Below are 24,820 nucleotides of genomic sequence, written 5' to 3' on the forward strand. Positions count from 1 at the left end.
TTTACCACTCCTATAATACTTCAATATTTTCTCTATTTGCGATATTTTTCATAACATTCTTTGTATCAAAGATTGCAACTGCATTTTTCTGAATCATGTCATAATCCACATTTGTATGTGCAGCAGTAATCATAATTAAATCATATGAAGCAATGATTTCCGGGCTGATTTCTTTTAATCCTTGATGTTTTTCACCTTTATATTTATATTCTGAAATCCATGGATCATAGAATTCTACATTCGCCATCTCGCGTTTCAATACCTCAATTACACGAAGTGCAGGACTTTCACGATAATCATCGATATCCTGTTTGTAAGCGACACCTACTACAAGTACTTTTGCTCCATTCATTGCTTTTGCATGACGGTTCAAAATTTTGCTTGCTCTTTCTACACAGTATTCCGGCATCTGATCATTGATCATCATAGAGCTCTCAATCATAGATGTATGGAATCCGTATTCTCTTGCTTTCCATGACAAATAATATGGATCTAATGGAATACAGTGTCCACCAAGTCCTGGACCTGGATAAAATGCCTGGAATCCATATGGTTTTGTCTTCGCAGCATCCACTACTTCCCACATGCTGATTCCTAATTTATTGCAAAGCATTGTCAATTCATTTACCAATCCGATATTGATGTTTCTGTATGTGTTTTCTAAGATTTTTTCCATTTCAGCAATTGCAGGTGAAGATACTTCGTAAACATCGCCTTCCAATACTGCTCTGTACATTGTTGCAATTACTTCTGTAGCATCTTTTCCGATTGCTCCAACTACTTTTGGCGTATTTTTTGTTTTGTAAATCAAGTTACCTGGATCAACACGTTCCGGTGAAAATCCTAAATAGAAATCTTCTCCACATTTTAATCCTGAACCTTCCTCCAAGATAGGTTTAATCAGTTCTTCCGTTGTTCCCGGATATGTTGTAGACTCTAATACTACCATAGTACCTTTTGTCAAATATTTTGAAATTGCTTCTGTAGAAGATTTTACATAGCTGATATCCGGCTGCTGATGTGCATCTAATGGTGTCGGTACACAAATAGCAACGAAATCAACATCTTTTACAAAGCTAAAATCTGTTGTTGCTGTAAGCATCTTATTCTCTACTAATTCTTTCAAATCGCTGTCAACAACATCACCGATGTAATTATGTCCTTCATTTACTAATTTTACTTTTTCATCCTGCACATCAAAACCAATGGTCTTAAATCCAGCTTTCGCTTTTTCCACCGCAAGTGGTAAACCTACATAGCCTAATCCTACTACACCTACTACAATTGATTTTTCCTCGATTTTTTTTAATAATTCTTGTTTCATTTTATTTTTCTCCTTTACCTTAAATCTTCTATTACTTGATGCGCTCTCGCTTTCCATGTATGACAACTTTTTATTTCCAGTTCTCTTTTTCGTTTTTCCTCCAAGACTTGTGGATTTTGAATTATATTTTTCAAGCATTTTTTTAATGACTGTATGTCATAATTTATACTCCAACCGATTCCACTATTCTCTACAAACTCTCCAGCAGCTGTCCCTTTTGTTGCCACAATAGGAATTGTTTTCCCCAAATATTCAAAAATCTTTACTGGCATAGCCATTTTCATGTACTCTCCCACCCCTGCAAAAGCACAACATAAATCCGTCTTTTCATAATAATCATCTAATTCTTTTCCACTTTTATGAATAATTTTTATATTTTCCCCCATAAAAGGTTCATATAGCCCCTTTGAAGTTTTCCATTCATTTTCACGACAACATATATACACTTCTACTTCTTCTCTCATTTGACTCACTGTTTCAACAAATATCTTCAAGTCATAAATTCTATCAATCCCACCCACATACAAAATTTTAAGTGGTTTCAAAGGCAAATCTATTTTCTCTGTCTTTACTAATAATTCTTTATCATCTTCACATCCAGGCATTAAAATTTTTGTTTTTTTCAATAATTTATCATTCTCTGTCAAATATTTTTTCATTTCGTCTGTAGGAAGATAAAATGTATCTAATAGATTTTTATATTGAAGCAAATCATATCTATAAAACGGAATCGAAATACATTTTTTATACCATGATACGTTATCCTTATATACCGAAAACTTCCACTGTATATCTCTATAAAATAGACCTATTCTTATATTATGTGCTTTACAAAATTTAAAAAATTTGAAATCCAGCATTGGATATCTCGGTACATGATTCTTTTCTGTTAAAAGTGTCGGCATTGTAGAACTTTCAGCGTATAAAAAATCATATTTCACACCTTTGCGAATATTATCCTTTATGTGCTCTATTTGAATTTTTCTTTCCTTTCCATATCCCATTACGCAATCAACAATATATCCATTTTCTTTGAACCCTTGTATCATTTTTTTTGGTCTAAGACTAGAACCTGATTTACTATTTGGATCAATATAATTGGGAATATGAAAAATACATCTTTTTTCTTTCACTCTTTTTTCACTCTCACTTCTTCATATAATTTTTCCATTGTATCAACATTCTTTTCCCAATCATACAATTCCTCTACTCGTTTTCTTCCAGCTTTTCCCATGCATTCTCTTTTTTTTCTATCTATAATCAATTCTTGTAATTTCAATGCAATCGCCTTTTCATTTCCTATTGGAACAATATAACCATTCTCGCCATCTGCAACAACCTCTTTAAAACCGTCTGTATCTGTCACTACAACCGGAAGGCTCATAGCCATCGCTTCTACCACAGCCACTCCAAAGCTTTCTTTAAAGCTTGTTGCACAAAAAACATCAAATTGGGATAGCACTTGAGGTACATCTTTGTTTGGGATCTGACCTTTTAAGTATATCACATTCTCTAATGAAAGTTCTTGAATTAGTTTTTCTAGTTCTTCTTTTTGTGGTCCATCTCCATAGATTTCCACCTGCAATTGTTTACAAATTTCTTCGTATCCGTCTTTTACCAAATTTTCACTTAAAATCTTTACTGCCTTTATTAGCTCTGCAATTCCATACAAAGGTTTCAACGTTTTTATTGTTCCTATCAAAATCTTATGATTTTTCTTTTCTTTTTCTTCCGTGCAACCTTTAAATTTCTCTAAGTCAACTCCAAATGGTGTAATCCCTATTTGTAATTTAGGCATTTTCAAAACGTCTCTAAGTTCGTTTGCCATACAATTGCTAGTAGATGCGATTTTCTTCGCATGAAGAACATTCTTTTTTAGAATACTTTTATTGACAAAACTTTTATTTGGAAAATCATATACGTCACTTCCCCATACCGACAATAATATTGGGCACAATTTGCTTTTTCTGGCCAATGTTCCATATCCACTTGCATAATGAACATTTATTATATCCGGCGAAATCTCTTTCTTCAGTTTTCGCAATTCTTTCGCATTCAAATAATATCCTACTCCACCCTTATATTTCAACTGGTGCTGATGTATATTTTTATTTATTTGATCCATCTTTGGCTCATGCCCTTTATTATATACCAAATAAACTTCATGTCCCCTACTCGCTAGTGCATTTATCCATTTGACAGTATGTATGCTGTTCGCAGCCGATAAAAAAAGTATCTTCATCATTTTTCTCCTACTACATTACTGAATATTTTTTCCAAACACGTTGTCAGATATTGATAATCATATTCTTTCTTCAGTTGCTTTGCATTCTCACGGACAACTCTTCTTTCTTCCTCAGTAATGTCTACCAACTCTTTGAGCCTTTTTGCATAATCTCTGCTAGATGCAAACTTTTCACTCTTTCCTAAATGATACTCATTTATCAAGTCATATTTCTGTGGGAAATTACAAACTATTGGATTCTCACTTGCAATATACTCAAAAAGTTTATTCCAACTACACCCATATTTCGTCAATCCGGTATTTTTCACATTGATAATATTTACATCTGCCTTACTCAATATATATGGTATATATTTTTTCTCAACCTTCCCTTTGAACACTACATTTAACTTTTCTTCGCAAGCAAATTTCTCCAGTTGCTCCTTCTCAGTCCCGTCACCATATATCAAAAATTTAATATCGTCTCTATGCTTCTCTTTTAGAACCTTTGCAGCTTTTATTAATTGTCCCAAGTTATTTGCAAGGCGGATCGAACCCACATAAACTATTTTTTTATCATTTGACTCTAAATCTTCATCACAAACATGATTGTTTCGTTTATTGTATTCAAACTCCTCTAAATCTACTCCATTGTTAATATGGTGTACTTTTCGTAAATCTATTGCTTTATCCCAGCCTTTATCTTTAATATACTCTTTGCCTCCTGGCATAGTAAAAATCAATCTGTCCGCCTTCTTATAAATCCACTTTTCCAACTGATAAAGTATCTGAATAATCGGATTTTTTCTGGACATGCCATTATACTCTACAATCGACTCCGGCCAAAGATCTCGGACTTCCACAACAACTGGAATTTTTTTCTTTCGACCAAACACCAACGCAAAAAATGCCACAAACAAATCCGGTGACGAAGTGTAGATTACATCGGGTTTTTCTTTTTTGAAAAAAAGCTTCATTGTTTTCCACATTTGAAACGGCAATTCAACCATATTCAGTATTCTTTGCAAACCATTCCCTCTGTAATCTCTGCTTTTCACAAACGTGTACTCAATTCCGTCCACTATCTCTTCTTTATAAAGCGATTTATCACGAATCATATTAATGTCCGTATTGTGTATCTTACTGGAAGTAAATATTTTTACTGTATGACCATTTTTCTGTAGATATTTCGAAAAATAATAATGTCTTACTAATCCTCCCATACTCGGTGGAATTGCATAATGATTAACAATCCATACATTCATGCGTGTCGTTCTCCTCTACTATTTTATCACTGCTATCACAGTGGCAAACATTGTTTTTATATCATCCCAAAAACTGAATTTTTCAATTGCTCTTAAATTATACTTCATCTTCTCCGGCAGCACCTGATGGATATATACCTCATCTGCATTCTCTGCCGACTCAAGCAATCGTTCCTCATCTTTATACTCTATACTTGCTCTTGAGGTTATTCCAGCCGGCATAAGCAGAGTTGCTTTCATCTCATCTGTATAATGTGCAACATATTTTTCTACTTCCGGTCTTGTCCCAACAAAAGACATCTCACCTTTTAACACATTAAAAAGCTGTGGCAACTCATCCAATCGACAACCTCTAAGCATCTTTCCCATACGAGTTACTCTGGAATCTCCCTTTGTTGTTACCTGTGTTCCGATCTTATCCGCATTATTTACCATTGTGCGGAATTTAAAGATACGAAACGGTTTTCCATATGTTGTCACTCTTACCTGACGAAACATCACCGGTCCCGGTGAATCTATTTTGATCAAAATACTCAGAAAAAGTAATATCGGTGAAAGAATTACGACAAGCAGACTCGCAACTATGATATCAAAAATTCGTTTTGCCAGCAAACTTCCCTTATGGCATTGCAGTATTTCATAATATTTTTTTACTTGTTCCACTTGCATTTCTTTCGGAAGGTCATTCCATTTTCTCATGATCTACTTAATTCCTATTCTATACATTCTTTAAAATTTTGAATTACATAATCCACTTCTTCATCAGTCAATTTCGTATGAAGCGGCAAGGTAATTGCATTTTCAAACAAATCGCACGCATTCGGATAATCTGCCTTATCAAATCCCAGACTCTTATATGCTGTCAACATTGGCAACGGCTTATAATGTACATTCGTAGCGATTCCACGCTCTGCCATCTTTATAATAATGTCATTGCACTCCTGTCTTGTCTTTCCGTTCACTCGTACCAAATACAGATGTCCGCTTGAAACAAAATTTTCTCCATAATGCTGCAGCACAGTAATCGGAAGATCTTTTAAGCCCTCATTATATTTTTCAATAAGCGCCTTTCTTCTCTCCAAAATTCCCGGATATCTTTTCAACTGCACAAGTCCTAATGAAGCCATAATATCCGTCATGTTGCATTTAAAATAAGGCGCCACAATATCATATTCCCACGCGCCAAGCTGTGTTTTTGCCAACGCATCTTTAGACTGACCATGCAGTGATAACAGCATAAACTGTTTATACAGCGCATCATTATCCACACCGTCTATATCTCTCCACACTAAGGCTCCACCTTCCGCTGTCGTAAGGTTCTTCACGGCATGAAAAGAAAAGCTTGTAAAATCAGCAATTTCTCCGCAATGTTTTCCATCACGCATTGCGCCAAACGCATGTGCTGCATCTGCAACTACTGCAATACGTCCTAATTTTCCCTGCAGTTCGCTGCTCGCCTGAAACAAACTCTTCTTTCTCTCTATAATCTCATATATTTTTTCGTAATCGCAGATTACTCCGGCTATGTCGACCGGAATAATTGCTTTTGTTTTTTCTGTAATAGCTTCTTCTAACGCCTCATAATCCATCTCATACGAATCTTTCTGCGTATCTACCAAAACTAATTTTGCTCCCACATGACAGACAACACTAGCAGATGCAGTGTAGGTGTAGGCGCTTGTAATTACCTCATCTCCTGGTCCTATCCCCAGAACACGCAATGCCATCTCTGCACACGCTGTTGCAGAATTCAAGCACACCGCTTTGCTTGTATTGCAAAACTTTGCAATGTTCTGCTCAAACAACTTTGTTTTGGGACCGGTTGTAATCCATCCGCTTTTCAGTGTATCGACTACTTCTTCGATCTCTTCCTCCGTGATATCCGGCGGTGAAAATAATATATTCATTTTACTCATAACTACTCCTCCATGACTGATCCTTCATGACTCGCTCTTCCAAGCTTGCAAAATTCCTGATAGATTGCAGAATCACGTTCTTTATCTTCTTCTCTGATATGATATGTCGGCACAATACCAGAAACAATTTCTTTTACATCAAACCGTTCATCAATTGCTGCCTGCTCTAACTTTCTCAATTCACTCAAGAAATGAACCTCGTCAAATTCCAATGGCTTTCCTATATATATTAATTCGTTTTCTGTTTTTTGTAAACCTTCTTCTTTTGTCAGAAGCTCTTCGTACAATTTTTCTCCTGGGCGAAGTCCTGTATATTTAATTTCCATGTCTACACCTAAAGTATAACCAGAAAGACGGATCAAATTCTTTGCAAGATCCGCAATCTTAACCGGCTCTCCCATATCCAGCACAAAGATTTCTCCACCTTTCGCATATGCCCCTGCCTGAAGCACAAGTGAAACAGCCTCTGGAATTGTCATAAAATAACGAATGATATCTGGATGAGTGACCGTCACCGGTCCGCCAGCTGCCATCTGCTTTTTAAACAGTGGAATTACACTTCCATTACTTCCAAGCACGTTTCCAAATCGAACCGCTACAAACTCTGTATTAGAATATCTACTAAATGTCTGAATAATCATCTCACACATTCTCTTAGATGCGCCCATGATATTTGTCGGATTTACAGCTTTATCTGTAGAAATTAAAACAAATTTCTTCACACCATACTTGTCCGCCGCACGTGCTGTCTTATACGTTCCAAATACATTGTTTTTAATCGCTTCATTTGGGCTGTCTTCCATAAGCGGTACATGCTTATGCGCTGCTGCATGATATACAATATCCGGCCGGTATAATTCCATAACACTCTCGATACGCTTTGTATTTCTTACAGAACCAATCAATGTCTCTAAATGCAGCATCGGATATTTCTTTTTCAATTCCTGTTGAATATCATATGCATTATTTTCATAGATATCAAATATAATCAAACATTTCGGATTATATTTTGCCACCTGTCGGCAAAGTTCGCTTCCGATAGAGCCACCGCCACCTGTAACAAGAACTGTTTTTCCTTTTACATATCCAAGAACACTGTCTAAATCAATATCAATTGCATCTCTTCCAAGCAGATCCTCAATCGAAACTTCACGAAGTTTTGAAACGCTGACTTCTTCTGTAATAAACTGATACATTCCCGGAAGCACTTTCAATTTACATTCTGTCTGATTGCAAATTCTCAAAATGTCTCTTGTGACTTTTGTCCCTGCTGAAGGAATTGCCAATACAATTTCGTCCACGTTATATTCCTTGGCTTTCTCAATGATCGTATCTTTATTGCCCACAATCGGAACACCGTGTAGATATTTTCCTTTTTTTGATGGATTATCATCAATGACACATACAACCTTGCGGTTCAAATGTTTGCTGAATTTCAACTCATGAATAATCATGCTTCCAGCTTCTCCGGCTCCAATGACCATCGTATTTAAAATTCTTTCTTCCGGTCTGTTTAAACCGTGCATCACAATACGAAGCCCTCTATATGAAAATCTTGTGACAGTTGTTGTCATCAATAGCAAGAAGAAATAAAAGATATAGTAACTTCTCGGCACTTTCAATACTAAGAACTGCATTCCCAATGCCTGAAATGCGGTCGACAAAATACAGGCTCCAAAAATAAGCGTAAATTCATGCACACTCGCAAATGACCATACACTCTTATATAGTTTCATCAAGATAAAGATCACAATTGTTGTGATAATGTTAATCAGCATATAGCTCTTGATACTGTTAATATATTCCTGTGGTATCCAGCTATAGTGCAGCTCATGTCTGATAATCAAAGACAAATATGCATTCACAACAATGGTCAATACATCTACGATAAACAGCATAAACATTCTTGTTCTTGAGCTTCTCCAGTTTATTATATTTTTCATACTACTCCCTCTTTACAATTTTATTGCAAATTCTTACAATTTTTTTACATACTTTATTATAATATCAGATTTAGCTCTTTTATACAATATCTATCTTCTTAAGTTTTTCTATATGAAAACGGAGATGTAAAAATACATCTCCATTTTATCCTATATACTATAATTCTTTTATCAATCGAAGGATTTTATACCCATAATCTTCCGCTGTTGCCCAACCATATCCATTTGGGTTCTCTTTCTGCCCTAACCATTCTACATATTTTGCTGATCCTCGTTTTACCAAATGGAACCTTGGATCAACCTGTGTATTATTGAGTGGCTTTTCATTCGCATAGGCTTTTAAATGTTGTATCTGCGCCCTGACACCTTCTCTTACAGTTTTAAACGTTGCTCCTTGTGCACCGCCATCTAAAGCACCAATACCAGCGAAATTATACTGAGAAATCTGTACTGCTCCGCCAAATTTCAACCAGCCCGTTTCAACCATAGCTTGCATAAATGCGACTTCTACTTTGATACCTTCTGCCTTTGCTTCTTCTACATAGATTTGGCAAAACTTTTCTATCGTTGGTGCATCAGAATTTTTATAAAAAATTGGATAAACACCATTTTTTCTTTTAAAGTACATAGCCAGACTGTTTGCAGTTACAGCACTTGTACCTTCAATCAAATATCCTTCTTGTCTGACTCCATTTTTATCAAAATAGTACTCTTCTCCATCTATCGTCTGCCAGCCAGTTACTCTTACTCCATTACTATTTAAATAATAGTAAGTACTTCCAAACGACAGCCAACCGGTGTGCATATGACCATCCGGCATCATATAATAATAAGTACTTCCAAATGATAACCAACCGTTACTATATCTCGTTCCATCCGGCATAAAATAGTATTTCTTTCCGGCTATCGTCTGCCATCCTGTTACCCGCAACCCTTCATCATTCATATAATAATAGGTACTTCCAAATGATAACCAACCGGTATGCATATAGCCATCCGGCATCATATAATAATATCGACTCCCGAATGATAACCAGCCGGTGTGCATATGACCATCTGACATAAAGTAATATTTCTTTCCGGCTATCGTCTGCCAACCGGTTACATACTCTCCATTTTTATCAAAGTAATATTTCTTCCCATTTATTGTCTGCCAGCCACTCCTTTTTATATTATCTTTCCTTACTCCATTTTGGTCAAAATAATATTCTTTTCCGGCTATCGTCTGCCAGCCTGTTACTCTTATCCCCTCACTATTTAAATAATAGTAGGTACTTCCAAACGACAGCCAATCTGTATGCATATGACCATCCGGCATCATATAATAATAAGTACTTCCAAATGATAGCCATCCATTACTATATCTTGTTCCATCCGGCATAAAATAGTATTTCTTTCCAGCTATCGTCTGCCAGCCTGTTACACGCAACCCTTCATCATTCATATAATAATAGGTACTTCCAAATGATAACCAACCGGTATGCATATAGCCATCCGGCATCATATAATAATACCGACTCCCGAATGATAACCAGCCGGTGTGCATATGACCATCTGACATAAAGTAATATTTCTTTCCGGCTATCGTCTGCCAGCCTGTTACATACTCTCCATTTTTATCAAAGTAATATTTCTTCCCATTTATTGTCTGCCAGCCACTCTTTTTTATATTATCTTTCCTTACTCCATTTTGGTCAAAATAATATTCTTTTCCTTCTATTGTCTGCCAGCCCGTTACTCTTATCCCCTCACTATTCAAATAATAGTAGGTACTTCCAAACGACAGCCAACCAGTGTGCATATGGCCATCCGGCATCATATAATAATAGGTGCTTCCAAACGATAACCAACCATTGCTGTACCTCGTCCCATCTGGCATAAAATAATATCTTTGTCCATCTATCGTCTGCCAGCCCGTTACTCTTATCCCCTCACTATTCAAATAATAGTAGGTACTTCCAAACGATAGCCAACCGGTGTGCATATGGCCATCCGGCATCATATAATAATATCGACTCCCAAACGATAACCAGCCGGTGTGCATATGACCATCTGACATAAAGTAATATTTCTTTCCGGCTATTGTCTGCCATCCTGTTACCCGATATCCATTTCCATCGAAATAGTATGTTTCTCCTGAAATATTCATCCACTGGTTTACTACGTACTTCCCATTCGTTAGATATTTCCACTTATCTCCAACCTGAACCCACTGTCCTTTACTCAGTCCCAAGTACTTTGCGATTCCAGTTGCATCTGCAACACCGAGCTTCTTTAATCCTGCCTCAGTTTTCAAGAACTTGTTCACATCATTTGCATTGCTCAAGAAAGCATGTTCCACAATAATTCCCGGTATTCCAGCTTCTTTCGCACAGATTTGAACTGAATAATAATCTGAAATAGAACCATCTGGATATTTCTCATTGACAGTAGTATCTTTGCTGTAAATCGGTGTCGGACGTTTGTTTAAACCAACTGCTGTCAGTTCATTTAATATTTTCTCTGCAAGTTCTTTTCCCTGCGTTGACAATTGTGGTTTCCAACTACTATTCGGGATAATAATTTCTGCACCATTTGCGCTGGCAGCTCCTGAATTCAAATGAAGACTTACATATATTTTTGCTCCTGCCTCTGCTGCTGCCTGTACTCTTTTCTCAATACAAGCTCCCGAAGTTCCCGTTTTCGGATAAGGACACGCTGCAGTTGTTCTTGTCATATAAACTTTCACACCATTATATGTCTCTAATTCTGCCTTTGCATACTTCGCTATTTTTAAAGTCAATTCTTGTTCTGTCAGACCTGACCCACTTGTCCCGCCATGTCTGTTATCATGTCCAGGATCCAGCGCCACGACAATCTCACCCGCTTTTTCTGCGCTTCTTATTCCCGCCACTGCTCCCATCTCTTCTGAAACGGCAGTTAACGCTGATGCAATATTATCCTGTGCCTCAGTTTCTCCATTTTCGTCAATCGTTACTATCGATGTCTCCACTGCATCTTCCGGATCCAACGGCTGCAATTCTTCAATCCCATCGTATGCTTTGTTCACTCCAAATTCTGCTTCTACATTTAAGTCAGTTAATAAAAAACATTGTTCTTGCTGATTTTCCTCAAATCTGATGTCTGTTACCTTATATGTACTCTGCTCACTTTCATCCACATATTCTTTCGAGAACACATACAGATATCCAGACTGATTACTGCATGTCCATTCTTCTGTTGAACCATCTTCTTTTTGCACAGTAATCCGCATATTGCTTATCTGTTCTGTTCCATCTCCCCAAGACACAACAACGTTTTGTGTGTTCGGTGATTCCAAATAGGGACTTTCTACTAAAATATAATTCAATCTGTTTTCTGCTTTTACTGTATTGGCCGCGTCTGTTTCAGCTACTTCTGTTTCTTCTACCGCCGAACTATTGTCCATTGCCAATGATGTGCTCATCTGAAAATCAGAAAACACCATCACTGCAAGCAGAATAATTGCCACAAACCTTTTTCTTATGCTTTTCATCTTTTTTTCCTCTTCACTCTCACCTAATCATAGCTGATATATCCTTCCAAAACGGCATGTCCTGTATCAAGCGGATTTCCGTTTTCTGTAATTTTAACTCCATCACAATCATACGCCTCTGAGTATGTCCTAACAACACATTCTAGTACCTGTTCCGAACCGGTCGTCCCCATTCCTCTTAGATAATCACCAAATGCTGTATTAACATCTAAATCAATCTTCTCTTCGGAATCATTCACAGAAACACTTTGAACCTCACAAGTTTCAGATAATACAGATGCTTCTTTTAATTTGGCAACAATTACTTCCTGTAACTCTCCTGCCACAGTCACCTCATCTCTAGTAATTTCTCCTGTTGTTTCGTCTATATAATAGACTCCTAATTTCTGCTCTATTTTATCTGTGCCATTCTCTAATTCCTCTTCTGCATCATCTTTTACGCTCTCATTTTTCTCTGGTTCCTTTTCCGGCTGACTTGTCTCCCCTTTGCTACAACCAGAAAAAGCCAACATCACAGCAAATAGTACCACTACTATTTTTCTTTTCACTTTTTCACCTCCTAATTAATTATATTCAGTTCCAATTTACTATATCTTCCTACATTTTTCAACAAAAAAGCATAATATTGTCTTTTTTCTTCTATCTATAGAATTCCTCTGTTTCTCTTTTTTGAATATTTGCCCGAAACGGCATCGACTTATTTTCATTCATCGGCAAGCTTAGCCAGAACTGCTAAACTTGCCGACAATCAGACTCGGGGACTCCCCGAAATGAATTTTCTAAAACAACTTTTCCGGATACACACCGCCATCTACAAGCGCACGCACAGAAGCGACCACCGCCGCTTTATCCTCTTTGTAAGTCACCCCAAACCACTTGTCGTGTGAACGCAATACTTTTACATCTGCGCTTCCATCCGCCAATAAATCTCCAACAATTGTAGGTAAAAGGTATTCTGCTTTTAAGCTATTTTCTTCAACCTTTGATAAAAATTCTCGAAATCCCTTCTCAAGTACTTCAAAAAACTCGGGATGTAATCCCCACATATTCATAGAAACAGGAGAATGTACATCAACTTCTACCATTCCATCTTCCGTGCGAACAGCAGCTCCTTTTTCCGTCTTTTCAATATTGGAAGTCTCAACAATATCTGTCAGCATATGATTTTCATCCACTTTACAGATTCCTCTTGTCACTCCGCCATTTTCACTCAAAGTATTTCCCAGGACAAATCCAACCATACTCACCTGAAGTTTATCATTTCTTTCCTGCTCCTGAATCAGATGATTATACGCCTCCACATAAGCTTCTTTTCCGTAATAATCATCTGCATTAATTACTAAAAACGGTTCACTCACAACATCTTTACAGCAAAGAATTGCCTGACCGGTTCCCCAAGGTTTTGCTCTGTCAGCATATTTTCCTTTAAATTCTTCCGGAATATCCGAAATCTCTTGATATGCATAAGCGACCTCTACAACTTTTTCAATCCTGTTTCCAATCACTTCTTTAAAATCTTTTTCTAAATCCTTGCGGATAACAAATACAACCTTATCAAACCCAGCTTCCATAGCGTCATAGATAGAATAATCCATAATGATCTCGCCATTTGGTCCTACTGGTTCCAACTGTTTAATTCCTCCGCCAAAACGACTTCCAATACCTGCTGCCATAATTACTAACGTTGCTTTTGCCATCTTCTTCCTCCTGTTCGCTATTCGCCAAGCCCTTCTTCTACGATTCTCGCCATCTCTTGCATAGCTTTTTCTTCATCTTCACCTTCACAAATTAACTCAATCACATCACCTTTTTTTATACAAGCACCCAATACGCTCAACACGCTCTTGGCATTGGCAGTTGTATTCTTGGAAAGAAATGTAATTTTACTTTGGAACTGCATTGCAGTCTTGCAAAACAGCCCGGCAGGTCTCAAATGAAGACCTGTTGGATTATTGATTGTCAATTTTCTTCGTACCATTCTCTTAGCTCCCCTCATTTTATTTTTTTGTCAAAATAACCTGTATCGTGGCGCCTCCGACAAAACTGCATCCTTCCGGAAGACTCGCTATTGTAACCGGAACATCATAGGTTCCTTCTTCACTGTAACTTTTCAAATCAATAGATGCCGCAATCTTCTCTGCAGACATATTTTCTAATGCTTCATCAAGTCCTTCAAACTGCAATTCTACATTTTGCTCCGGACCATATGAAAGTTCCATGCCTTCCGGCAAATTGTTTACCGCTATCGACCGTACCGGAATTGCAATATTTTTGATTCCTTCTTTTTCAACCAGAATATTTACCACTACGCTTCCCGCCGAACTGTCTGCCAAACTAATTCCGTCCGGAAGATAATCTGTAATATTCACCACAACCTTTGTCGTCTCTGTAAGATTTTCCTGTTTGAGCGCACTGCTTGCAACCTCTATGTCATCTATCTTTTCCACGTCTTCGCGATTTCCCATAATCGTAATACGCTGAGGTTCGATCTGAAGTCCTGACACTGCATACCCGCTTTCAGTTCCAATCTCTGATTGGTCAAACTTCAACTCCACTTCCTTTGTCTCCAGCAAATGCACTTTAATATTCACACCACTGCTGTCCACATCGCTGGATAGCAAGCTTTTATCTATAACATTGTCCGCTGAATCATAATAGATCAGTTCATCCGCCTTTAAGGTTGTATCTTCCGACAACCCCGACACATCTACTCTCGCAACCACTTTACTGATTCTTCCAAGTGATGACTTTGGACCACTGATATCAATGGACTGTGGTTCTGCTTCCAGCTCACCTATCACATAACCACTTTGCAAATCTCCTGTCGCAATCGCCGTAACCGGAAATGTCTTATTTTCGATATTTTCTTTCACAATCTGAATATTTCTCGGATTAGGTAATGCCTCCTTGTAATCTCCTTCAAAACCTTCTATGGTAATTCTTACCGGAACAGAACCTGATTGCTCTTCTTTTAAATCTGCAACCGCCTTAATATCCTCCGTCTTGATTTTTTCCATAATCGAACGTTCTGCCTTCACTGTAACTGCAATCTGCTTTACATCATCCGCAATTTTAAAGGTCTGCCCATGCTCTGTTACCACCTCCGGGTTTGCGACTGTGATCTCCGGATAAAACGTCTTTGTGACAATCGGTCTCGAAATATTCATCACAATAAGCCACAAAAACGCTGAAAAAAGGAGTGCTATGAACTTTAGGACAAAATTATTTGTCAGTTTGTTTTTCATTCTTTCGCCTTCCTTTCCATATCATAAACCGTTTTTCTTCCAAAGATTTATTCTGTACATGGACAAGCTTCTCTCTTAAGAATTCCGGCTTCACATTCCGTGTAAGGTGTCCTCCCATTGCTATAGATACATATCCAGTCTCCTCTGAAACTGTAATCACAAGCGCATCGCTCACTTCACTCATTCCTACCGCTGCTCTATGTCTCGTTCCAAGCTCTTTGCTAAGTCCCATATTATCAGACAACGGCAGATAACATGTTGCCGAGACAATTCGATTACCTCTCACAATAACTGCTCCGTCATGAAGCGGTGTATTATGTTCGAAGATATTAATCAGCACCTGACTGGATACCAGACAGTCCAACTCAATACCTGTATTCTGATACTCTGTAAGCATAATCTCTTGCTCTACCACAATCAATGCTCCGGTCTTTACCTTTCCCATCTCATAACATGCCGTCACAAGTGCATCGATCGTCTTATCATCAAACCTTCCTGATTCTTTGCTTCGTTCAAACGGAACTACTGCAATCCAAAAATCTTTTTGCCCGAGACGCTCCAACGCTCTTCGCAGTTCCGGCTGAAACACGACAACTGCTGCTGTTGCCAGGACGCTGATGGAATTCGTTGCAATCCACAGAATTGTGTGCATCTTGAAGATAGCCGCGAGTAAAATAAAGACAAGCAGAACAATAATTCCCCGCAAAAGCATCCATGCTTTCGTATGTTTGATCCACACCATCAACTGATAAACCAAAAATGCAATAATAATAATCTCAACAACATCTGTCACCTGTATTTTCGGGAAATACAACTCTTTAAAATATATTTCAAAGAAATTCTGTAATTTCTGTCCCATTTTCTCACCTCCATCTCTTTCACATCTTTTTTACTAATGTTTTAATTCTTCTTCTAGTAATTCTTGAATCTCAAGTTCTTCTTGCAACGCTTTCGTAAGAAGCATCTCGTCGGTCTGGTTCTTCAGGATTTTTTCCTGCTTCAACTCATCCATCCGCGACGTCTCCTGACGTTCATTAATTCGTTTTACCGTTTTCTCAGGTGCAGTCACCGTCACTTTCGGGACTGCTTTTACATAATAAAAATACTCATCATCTTCAAATTGAAGATTCTCTGTTCTTGAATAGTCAACCGCAAATGCAAAAAACTCTAACACAAGCGCCAATAATATCGAAACAATTGTCCCAATAATAACCGCCACATACGGAACATCTACATGCATCGTGACTCTTCCGATCACCACTACGATCACATATACAAGTGCGCCTGAAACAATCGCAATCTTCCACGCATTATCAACTGATAATTTTCTCACACTATATACTACAAGTAAGCAGATCACAAATGCAATAATCGCAGTCCACATCTCCTTATTGTTAAATAACTGTTGCGCAAAAGCGGTGAGTTGGGCAAACATCTCTGAATCCCCTGCTCCTTTTATCGTTGTCTCATACGCTTTTACATATGTAACCATATAACACGCAATCGTTCCAAATGCAATCGGAACTGCACATAAAGGTCCTCCTGTCAATCCGTATACAATCGGTATCAGCATCGGTATCTTCAGTGTGAAGGCAATCGGCATCAATAATAGAACAATCGCCTTATCCGGCGTAAATCGGAAATACAAAATAAACATGATTAAAAAAATCACTGCTGCCACCGCAGCCACACCCACGGACAACGCATAAAACTGTACAACTGTAAGTGCCACAGCCACTACCACTGTCGCTGTAATCGGCAAAAATGTACAAATCACTGCAAGACCAAGTGTGACCATCGGATTCGCTGAAATCTTCATAAACCCAATGTTACTGCTGATAAACATAAAAGTTGCCAACGCTAAAATAAACTGAACTCCTTTATCCACAATTTTAGAATATCTCGCATATAGTCTCAGTATAGTCTCTCTTACCTCAATCAAACGATCCATCTACATATTCTCCTTCTCGTAAAGCTTGTTTAACACTAACAGATTATGGCTATATTTTTTCACGCGAGTTCTGGCTTCACTATGCTTTTTCTGATAAAACCGCCCGCTCGCTATCCAATATGCGACTAACACAATCACATAGATTATCAAAATCACTGCTACTAAAATAATTGCTTTTACCAACGTCAGTTCTTCTAAAACCTGATCCATATATGCAATTCCAATCAGTCCGGCAACCATCGCATATCCGATTGTCGTCCAGATCATTGTCGCCAGCCTATGAAAGCTCACATAATCTTTCTTATAGTAAGAACTCACCTTAAAATCTTCTTTTCCTTCTTTTTGTTCGTAGGAAGCAAGCTGCACCATAAGTTTTACTCGTTCTTCATTCAACATAAACGTCACCTCTAAACTTGTTTTCCCCTCAAGACATTAGTTTCAGTATAGCATTATTCAGTATCCTTGTCCAATACTTATAGTCAAAAAACACACTTTTTGAACACCTCTGCTTTTCAATTCCTCTGCCACTGTATCAATTGTGCTTCCTGTCGTATAAATATCGTCAATGACCAACACCGTTTTGTAGTTCTTCCATTGACCTGTAACTGAAAATGCGTGCTTTAAATTTTGTTTTCTTTCCTTATCGTTCAGTTCTTTTTGCGGTCTCGTGTATCTGCTGCGTATTACAGATCTGCTGTCAACCGGAATTCCCATCATCTCTCCAAGATGCTTTGCTACAATCTCCGCCTGATTATACCCACGAAATCTCTTTTTCTTACGATGCAGCGGAATCGGAACAATCACCTCTATCTCCCACTCCCGTATCAGTCTGCCATAGATTCGAATCATCTCTTTCGCATAAAACTCTCCGTAAATACGTCTGTTTTTATATTTGAACTGATATATCGACATACTGACCGGCATCTTGTGTATCCAGATACTTCTTCCTTGATCATATGCATGCACATTTTTCTGACAGTCATAACAATATTCTTGTTCAGCATAGCGAACCGGTTTACCGCACTTTTTGCATCTCGGCTCCGTTATATAAACTACCTTTTCTGCACAATCCTTGCACAATTCCTTGTCGCTGACTTTTCCACAAAAGCAGCATGTTTTCGGATAAATTATCCCCAAAATCTTTTTCCAAATGTTCATTATTTTACGGACTCTTGACACATCTCCTGGTTATCGTCTAAAAATCCTGTATGCATTCCGCCAGACTTGTATATCTGTTCTGCTCATTTGCATTTCGAATCATCTCTTGAAATGTCACATCGCTTCCAACAAGTGTTACACATTTTTTAGCTCTCGTCACCGCCGTATAGATCAAATTTCGGTGATAAAGCTGCCGTGGTCCCTGCAGAAGCGGAATCACAACCGCAGGGTACTCACTTCCCTGCGATTTATGTATGGTGATAGCATATGCCAACTCCAACTCGTCTAATAACTGAAATGGATAATTTACTTTCTTTTTTTCCTCATATTCGACTTCTACCGTCTCCGTATAAGAATTAATTGATGTAATTCTTCCGATATCTCCATTGAATACGCCGATTCCTTTATCTACGACAAGACCGTATTTCGTTGCAATCTCCCATTCCAGCTGATAATTATTTTTTATCTGCATTACTTTGTCACCAACACGAAAAAGCTTATCTCCATATTCTTTTTCTTCTTTACTTTTATCGGGCGGATTCAGATACTGCTGCAAAATCGTATTCAGCCGTTCCACACCCAAAAGCCCTTTCCGCATCGGAGTTAAAACCTGTATATCAAACGGATCTGCCCCCACATATTTCGGTAATTTCTTTTGAATCAGCGCAATCACAACACTGATGATCGTGTTGGCATCCTGTCTTTTTAAAAAGAAAAAGTCTCTGCTCTTATTATCTAAAATGACCTCTTCACCCCGATTGATCTTATGAGCATTCACCACAATGTCACTTTGTTCTGCCTGACGGAAAATCTTTGTCAATGTAATAACAGGAAAACATTCTGATTTGATTAAATCTTTCAAAACACTTCCCGCCCCTACAGAAGGAAGCTGATCCTGGTCTCCCACAAGAATCAGTCTTGTCCCAACCATAACCGCATTGAGCAGCACATGCATTAACGGCAGATCCACCATCGACATCTCATCGATAATGATAACATCTGTCTCCAGCGGATTCTCTTGATTTCTCGCAAATTCCATACGATTATCGTCATTTCCTGGCGCGTATGCCAATTCAAGCATCCGGTGAATTGTCCTCGCCTCGCACCCGGTCGCCTCCGTCATACGTTTTGCAGCTCGCCCTGTCGGTGCCGCCAGAAAAATATCCATACCTTCGCTCTCAAAAAAATGAATCATCGCATTGATTGTTGTTGTCTTTCCGGTTCCAGGTCCTCCTGTCAGAACCAGCACTCCATTCCTCACAGCTTCTTTCACTGCCGTCCGCTGAAGTTCGTCCAATGAAAGTTCCGCATCTTCCTCAATTTGCCGGAGTCTCTTTTCAATCGCATCCTCCGCAATATCGTAAGAAACATTCAAATCGTGAAGCATCTTTGCCGTATTTAACTCTAAATAATAGTAGTGCGCCGGATACACCCGGATTCCATCTTCTTTCTCTTTTAGAACAACTTTCTTTTCCATCGCTAAGTCCATGAGATACTTCTGTATATCACAGATCTCGACTTCCAAAAGCTGCATCGTTCGCCTGAGCAGCTCTTCCTGTGGAAGATAGACATGTCCGTCTGTCACACTCTGCAGCAGCACATAAAAAATCCCACTTCGTATCCTGAAATCGGAATCTGTATGAATTCCTACTTTCGATGCAATCTCGTCTGCTGTTTTAAAACCAACGCCCTGAACATGGTCTGCAATCTGATACGGATTCTCCTCCATCACACGATAAACACTCTGCCCATAATGCTCATAGATTTTGGCTGACAAAGCAAGCGATATCCCATATTTTTGAAGATAAATCATTGCTTTTCGCATATCCTTCTTCTCTTCCACCTGCTCTGAAATCTCACGTGCTTTCCGTTCACTGATTCCTTTTACTTCCGCAAGACGCTCTGGTTCTTCTTCAATAATACGAAATGTATCGTCTTTAAATTTGCGTACAATTCTCCCTGCAAGCGCAGCTCCAAGCCCCTTGATCGCACCAGATCCCAAATATCGTTCAATTGATATCAAATCCTCTGGCTCTTTCACTTCATGTGAAATCACTTGCAGCTGCATGCCATACACATTGTGATTCGTATATTCCCCGGACACTTCCAGCATCTCACCCTCACTAATATAGGGAAAAGTCCCGACACATGTAAGCTCTCCATCTTTATTTGTTAAATGAAACACCGTATAGCCATTCTCTTCATTTCGGAATACGATATGTTCTACATATCCCTTTATGACTTCCAAAACCTCATCCTCCATATTCTCCGAGCAAAATTATTTTGCCGCCAGACGACAAGAGCCGTCTCTTCAAGAGACAGCCCTCAATCACTCTACACACTTACGCTTCTTTTCTTCCACTCATAAATTCTACAAACTGACCGGTTCCAACCGCAACAACTTTCATCGGATCTTCGGCAGTCATCGTGTTGATTCCTGTCTTTTCCTCGATCAACTCTTCCAATCCACGAAGGAGAGCTCCTCCTCCGGTCAGAACAATTCCTCGATCCAAAATATCCGCTGATAATTCCGGTGGTGTTCTTTCCAATACCGCAATAACAGCTTCCACAATCTGACTTGTTGTCTCTTTCAAAGCTTCTTCTGTCTCTGAAGATGTCACTGTCACAGTCTTTGGAAGACCTGTCACAAGATTACGTCCACGCACTTCCATCGTCTCTTCTTCCACCAATGGATAAGTTGTCCCGATTTTAATCTTGATATCTTCCGCAGTACGCTCTCCGATCAATAGATTATGCTTTTTACGCATAAATCTTACAATTGCTTCGTCAAAATCATCGCCTGCAATTTTAATTGATGTATTTACTACTGTTCCTCCAAGTGAGATAACCGCAATATCTGCAGTTCCTCCACCGATATCTACAATCATGTTTCCACATGGCTTTGCAATATCAATTCCTGCTCCAATTGCCGCTGCAACCGGCTCTTCAATCAAATGTACCTCTCTTGCACCAGCTGCAAAAGTCGCTTCTTCCACTGCCTTCTTTTCTACTTCTGTAACACCGCTCGGCACACAAATACTGATACGCGGCTTCTTAAAAGTTCTCTTTCCTACCGCTTTCTGTACGAAGTACTTAATCATCTTTTCTGTCACTGTATAGTCTGAAATAACTCCCTGTCTCAGCGGTCTTACAGCTATAATATTTCCCGGTGTTCTTCCAAGCATCAGTCTCGCTTCTTCTCCAATCGCCTTAATCGCATTGGTATCTCTGTCAAAAGCGACTACGGAAGGTTCTTTCAATACAACACCTTTTCCTTTTACATATACGAGAACACTGGCGGTTCCTAAATCAATTCCGATATCAACTGACATCTGATTTCTCCTTTCACTGCACTTATCTATTCTATCATCTTTCGTTATTATACATATACCTTACCTATTATAATAAAAATTCCAATAAATGCAAAGAGTTTTTTTTAATTTAAACTTTTTTTAAGGATTGCATCAATATATTTGCCTGTATGCGATGCCGGATTGGCAGCAATCTCCTCAGGAGTTCCCGTTGCCACAACGGTTCCCCCTTTGTCTCCACCCTCTGGTCCTATGTCGATAATATAGTCCGCAGTCTTGATCACATCTAAATTATGTTCAATCACAATTACGGTATTTCCATCTGCTGACAGACGATGTAAAATTTCTGTCAATTTGTGCACATCCGCAAAATGAAGCCCTGTTGTCGGTTCATCTAAAATATAAACTGTTCTCCCTGTGCTTCTCTTACTCAATTCGGTTGCCAATTTAATTCTCTGTGCCTCACCGCCAGAAAGTGTAGTGGACGGCTGACCTAATCGAATGTAGGAAAGTCCAACATCATACAGGGTCTCCATCTTTCTTCGAATGCTAGGAACATTCTCAAAGAAATGAAGCGCCTCCTCCACAGTCATATTCAGCACATCATAAATGCTCTTTCCTTTGTATTTTACTTCTAACGTCTCTCTGTTATATCGCTTTCCATCACAGACTTCACACGGAACATATACATCTGGAAGAAAATGCATTTCAATCTTTAAAATCCCATCTCCTGAACAAGCCTCACATCTTCCGCCTTTGACATTAAAACTAAATCTTCCTTTTTTGTATCCTCTCGCCTTTGCATCCGCAGTTGCCGCAAAGAGATCGCGGATTAAATCAAAAACTCCTGTATACGTTGCCGGATTCGATCTAGGAGTTCTTCCAATCGGCGACTGATCAATGTCAATGACTTTGTCAAACTGTTCAATTCCTTCTATCCTCTTATGTTTCCCTGGAATTGTTCTCGCTCTGTTAAGATCCTTAGAAAGTCTTTTGTAAACAATTTCATTTACTAAAGAACTTTTTCCTGAACCAGAAACTCCAGTCACGCACGTCATTACACCAACCGGAAATGAAACATCAATATTCTTTAAATTATTTTCTGCTGCCCCAATTACTTTCAGCCAGCCTTTCGGTTCTTTGCGCACATCCGGTACCGGAATCTGCATGCGTCCACTCAGGTATGCACCAGTAACAGACTTCTTATTCCGCATAATCTCTTTTGCAGTACCTGCTGCAACAACTTCTCCACCATGTTCGCCCGCTCCCGGACCAATATCCACAATATAGTCCGCTTCCAGCATCGTATCTTCATCATGCTCTACTACAATCAAACTGTTTCCCAGATCACGTAGATGTTTCAATGTCTTCAATAGTTTATCATTATCTCGCTGGTGAAGTCCGATACTTGGCTCATCCAGAATATAAGCCACTCCAACCAGACCTGAACCAATCTGTGTTGCCAGACGGATACGCTGAGCCTCTCCTCCCGAAAGACTTCCTGTTGCTCTGGCAAGTGTCAGATAATCCAATCCTACATCCATCAAAAATCCAATACGCGCTTTGATTTCTTTTAAAATCTGTCCACCGATTAACTCCTGCGTCTTTGTGAGCTCTAATCCTTCCAAAAACTGCTGAAGTTTTTCAATAGAAAGCGACGTGACTTCCGCAATATTTTTATCTCCCACTGCAACTGCCAACGCGCTCTTTTTCAATCTCTGTCCGCCACATTCATGACAAGGCGTAATCCGCATAAAACTCTCATATTCCGCCTTCATCGTCTCTGAGCCTGTTTCACGATATCTTCTCTCTACATTTTTTATAATTCCTTCGAATGCAACATCATAAATACCTTCTCCGCGCTGCCCTTTATAATACACCTTCACTTCTCGTCCATTGGTTCCATGAATCAAAATATCTTTGACTTCCTGCGGATAATCTTGGAACGGCGTATCCAACGAGAAATTATATTCTTTACAAAGAGCTTTTAATATTGCTCTTGTGTAACTTCCTTTGTCTGTACAAGACTGCCATCCCATCACTACGATAGCGCCTTCATCTATACTTAACGATTGATCCGGGATCATCAAATCTACATCAAACTCCATCTTGTATCCCAGTCCAAAGCAAACCGGACATGCCCCAAATGGATTATTAAAAGAAAAACTTCTCGGTTCAATCTCTTCGATACTGATTCCACAATCCGGGCACGAAAAACTTTGGCTAAAATTCAAAGGTTCTCCGCCAATCACGTCCACAACCAAAAGTCCCTCCGCCAATGCCAGTACACTTTCAATTGAATCCGTCAATCTCTTTTGAATGCCTTCTCTTACAACAAGTCTGTCCACGATAATCTCTATATTATGCTTAATATTTTTGTCCAGAGAAATTTCTTCTGACAATTCATATAAATTTCCATCAATGCGCACACGTACATAACCGCTTTTCTTTGCCTTTTCCAGCAACTTTTCATGCCTTCCTTTTCGTCCTCTCACAACCGGCGCAAGAAGCTGGATCTTTGTTCCCTCCGGAAGCTCCATAATCTGATCCACCATCTGGTCCACCGTCTGCTTTTTTATCTCCTTCCCACATTTCGGACAGTGTGGGATCCCTATTCTTGCATAGAGCAGACGAAAATAATCGTAAATTTCTGTCACCGTTCCAACTGTAGAACGTGGATTTCGATTCGTTGATTTCTGATCAATAGAAATCGCCGGTGAAAGCCCCTCAATACTTTCTACATTCGGTTTCTCCATCTGGCCAAGGAACTGTCTCGCATAAGAAGACAGCGATTCCATATACCTTCTCTGTCCTTCTGCATAGATTGTGTCAAATGCTAAGGATGACTTCCCCGATCCACTTAGGCCCGTCAACACAACAAGTTCATTTCTCGGAATATCCAAATCTATATTTTTCAAATTGTGCTCATTGGCACCCCGTATTTTTATATATTGTTTTGCCATCGTATA

At 38.9% G+C, this 24,820-nt stretch carries 19 protein-coding genes; all 19 read right to left on the reverse strand.

Annotation, left to right across the window (positions count from 1 at the left end; all coding sequences use genetic code 11):
- Positions 1-10: 10 nt before the first annotated feature.
- The 19 genes from BQ5364_RS13225 to uvrA all read right to left on the reverse strand — a co-directional run bounded on the left by BQ5364_RS13225 (position 11) and on the right by uvrA (position 24,814).
- The gene (locus BQ5364_RS13225) at positions 11-1,324 is read right to left on the reverse strand and encodes a nucleotide sugar dehydrogenase (RefSeq protein WP_071144445.1); all 1,314 of its coding nucleotides are present in this window, start codon (positions 1,322-1,324) and stop codon (positions 11-13) included.
- 14 nt (positions 1,325-1,338) lie between these two features.
- Positions 1,339-2,457, reverse strand: coding sequence for a glycosyltransferase (locus BQ5364_RS13230; protein WP_071144446.1), 1,119 nt, complete (start codon positions 2,455-2,457; stop codon positions 1,339-1,341).
- Complete coding sequence (locus BQ5364_RS13235; RefSeq protein ID WP_004611164.1) at positions 2,454-3,569, reverse strand: glycosyltransferase; 1,116 nt, start codon at positions 3,567-3,569, stop codon at positions 2,454-2,456. Before BQ5364_RS13235 ends, BQ5364_RS13230 begins: the two co-directional genes overlap by 4 nt.
- Positions 3,566-4,813: a glycosyltransferase family 4 protein gene (locus BQ5364_RS13240; RefSeq protein ID WP_004611165.1), complete on the reverse strand. Its 1,248-nt coding sequence runs from the start codon at positions 4,811-4,813 to the stop codon at positions 3,566-3,568. The genes BQ5364_RS13235 and BQ5364_RS13240 overlap by 4 nt, the downstream gene beginning before the upstream one ends.
- An 18-nt stretch (positions 4,814-4,831) precedes the next feature.
- On the reverse strand, positions 4,832-5,512 hold the full coding sequence (locus tag BQ5364_RS13245) for a sugar transferase (protein ID WP_004611166.1): 681 nt from the start codon (positions 5,510-5,512) through the stop codon (positions 4,832-4,834).
- A 14-nt stretch (positions 5,513-5,526) separates the two neighbouring features.
- Complete coding sequence (locus BQ5364_RS13250) at positions 5,527-6,720, reverse strand: DegT/DnrJ/EryC1/StrS family aminotransferase (protein ID WP_071144769.1); 1,194 nt, start codon at positions 6,718-6,720, stop codon at positions 5,527-5,529.
- 11 nt (positions 6,721-6,731) lie between these two features.
- Positions 6,732-8,672, reverse strand: a complete 1,941-nt coding sequence (locus BQ5364_RS13255; RefSeq protein WP_083382853.1) for a polysaccharide biosynthesis protein — start codon at positions 8,670-8,672, stop codon at positions 6,732-6,734.
- 157 nt (positions 8,673-8,829) lie between these two features.
- Positions 8,830-12,186, reverse strand: coding sequence for an N-acetylmuramoyl-L-alanine amidase (locus BQ5364_RS13260; RefSeq protein ID WP_071144447.1), 3,357 nt, complete (start codon positions 12,184-12,186; stop codon positions 8,830-8,832).
- A gap of 23 nt (positions 12,187-12,209) precedes the next feature.
- Entirely contained in the window at positions 12,210-12,734 is a 525-nt protein-coding gene (locus BQ5364_RS13265; RefSeq protein WP_022251091.1) for a GerMN domain-containing protein, read from the reverse strand.
- Positions 12,735-12,965: 231 nt separating this feature from the next.
- A complete protein-coding gene (locus BQ5364_RS13270) occupies positions 12,966-13,883 on the reverse strand; it encodes a nucleotidyltransferase family protein (protein ID WP_004611172.1) in 918 nt (305 codons plus the stop codon).
- Between the two features lie 17 nt (positions 13,884-13,900).
- On the reverse strand, positions 13,901-14,164 hold the full coding sequence (locus BQ5364_RS13275) for an HPr family phosphocarrier protein (protein ID WP_022251092.1): 264 nt from the start codon (positions 14,162-14,164) through the stop codon (positions 13,901-13,903).
- A gap of 19 nt (positions 14,165-14,183) precedes the next feature.
- On the reverse strand, positions 14,184-15,431 hold the full coding sequence (locus BQ5364_RS13280; protein WP_071144448.1) for a CdaR family protein: 1,248 nt from the start codon (positions 15,429-15,431) through the stop codon (positions 14,184-14,186).
- Positions 15,409-16,290: a diadenylate cyclase CdaA gene (cdaA, locus tag BQ5364_RS13285; protein WP_004611175.1), complete on the reverse strand. Its 882-nt coding sequence runs from the start codon at positions 16,288-16,290 to the stop codon at positions 15,409-15,411. The genes BQ5364_RS13280 and cdaA overlap by 23 nt, the downstream gene beginning before the upstream one ends.
- 33 nt (positions 16,291-16,323) lie before the next feature.
- Positions 16,324-17,382 carry a hypothetical protein gene (locus BQ5364_RS13290; RefSeq protein WP_004611176.1) on the reverse strand — a complete coding sequence of 353 codons (1,059 nt, stop codon included), beginning with the start codon at positions 17,380-17,382 and terminating at the stop codon, positions 16,324-16,326.
- Positions 17,383-17,778, reverse strand: a complete 396-nt coding sequence (locus tag BQ5364_RS13295) for a hypothetical protein (protein WP_004611177.1) — start codon at positions 17,776-17,778, stop codon at positions 17,383-17,385.
- 57 nt (positions 17,779-17,835) lie between these two features.
- A complete protein-coding gene (locus BQ5364_RS13300) occupies positions 17,836-18,540 on the reverse strand; it encodes a ComF family protein (protein WP_004611178.1) in 705 nt (234 codons plus the stop codon).
- 37 nt (positions 18,541-18,577) lie between these two features.
- Complete coding sequence (recD2, locus tag BQ5364_RS13305; protein ID WP_022251096.1) at positions 18,578-20,788, reverse strand: SF1B family DNA helicase RecD2; 2,211 nt, start codon at positions 20,786-20,788, stop codon at positions 18,578-18,580.
- 94 nt (positions 20,789-20,882) lie between these two features.
- A complete protein-coding gene (gene mreB, locus BQ5364_RS13310; RefSeq protein WP_004611180.1) occupies positions 20,883-21,872 on the reverse strand; it encodes a rod shape-determining protein in 990 nt (329 codons plus the stop codon).
- Between the two features lie 104 nt (positions 21,873-21,976).
- A complete protein-coding gene (gene uvrA / locus BQ5364_RS13315; protein ID WP_071144449.1) occupies positions 21,977-24,814 on the reverse strand; it encodes an excinuclease ABC subunit UvrA in 2,838 nt (945 codons plus the stop codon).
- Positions 24,815-24,820 lie beyond the last annotated feature (6 nt).

Source organism: Coprococcus phoceensis (genome assembly GCF_900104635.1).
In the GTDB taxonomy this organism is placed as follows: Bacteria; Bacillota; Clostridia; order Lachnospirales; family Lachnospiraceae; genus Faecalimonas; species Faecalimonas phoceensis.

Bases quoted from the DNA above. Each gene is read 5' to 3' on its own strand.
- BQ5364_RS13225 (WP_071144445.1), bottom strand. From the start codon at position 1,324: ATGAAACAAGAATTATTAAAAAAAATCGAGGAAAAATCAATTGTAGTA.
- BQ5364_RS13235 (WP_004611164.1), bottom strand. From the start codon at position 3,569: ATGATGAAGATACTTTTTTTATCGGCTGCGAACAGCATACATACTGTC.
- BQ5364_RS13240 (WP_004611165.1), bottom strand. From the start codon at position 4,813: ATGAATGTATGGATTGTTAATCATTATGCAATTCCACCGAGTATGGGA.
- BQ5364_RS13245 (WP_004611166.1), bottom strand. From the start codon at position 5,512: ATGAGAAAATGGAATGACCTTCCGAAAGAAATGCAAGTGGAACAAGTA.
- BQ5364_RS13250 (WP_071144769.1), bottom strand. From the start codon at position 6,720: ATGAATATATTATTTTCACCGCCGGATATCACGGAGGAAGAGATCGAA.
- BQ5364_RS13255 (WP_083382853.1), bottom strand. From the start codon at position 8,672: ATGAAAAATATAATAAACTGGAGAAGCTCAAGAACAAGAATGTTTATG.
- BQ5364_RS13260 (WP_071144447.1), bottom strand. From the start codon at position 12,186: ATGAAAAGCATAAGAAAAAGGTTTGTGGCAATTATTCTGCTTGCAGTG.
- BQ5364_RS13270 (WP_004611172.1), bottom strand. From the start codon at position 13,883: ATGGCAAAAGCAACGTTAGTAATTATGGCAGCAGGTATTGGAAGTCGT.
- BQ5364_RS13275 (WP_022251092.1), bottom strand. From the start codon at position 14,164: ATGGTACGAAGAAAATTGACAATCAATAATCCAACAGGTCTTCATTTG.
- BQ5364_RS13280 (WP_071144448.1), bottom strand. From the start codon at position 15,431: ATGAAAAACAAACTGACAAATAATTTTGTCCTAAAGTTCATAGCACTC.
- cdaA (WP_004611175.1), bottom strand. From the start codon at position 16,290: ATGGGACAGAAATTACAGAATTTCTTTGAAATATATTTTAAAGAGTTG.
- BQ5364_RS13290 (WP_004611176.1), bottom strand. From the start codon at position 17,382: ATGGATCGTTTGATTGAGGTAAGAGAGACTATACTGAGACTATATGCG.
- BQ5364_RS13295 (WP_004611177.1), bottom strand. From the start codon at position 17,778: ATGTTGAATGAAGAACGAGTAAAACTTATGGTGCAGCTTGCTTCCTAC.
- BQ5364_RS13300 (WP_004611178.1), bottom strand. From the start codon at position 18,540: ATGAACATTTGGAAAAAGATTTTGGGGATAATTTATCCGAAAACATGC.
- mreB (WP_004611180.1), bottom strand. From the start codon at position 21,872: ATGTCAGTTGATATCGGAATTGATTTAGGAACCGCCAGTGTTCTCGTA.
- uvrA (WP_071144449.1), bottom strand. From the start codon at position 24,814: ATGGCAAAACAATATATAAAAATACGGGGTGCCAATGAGCACAATTTG.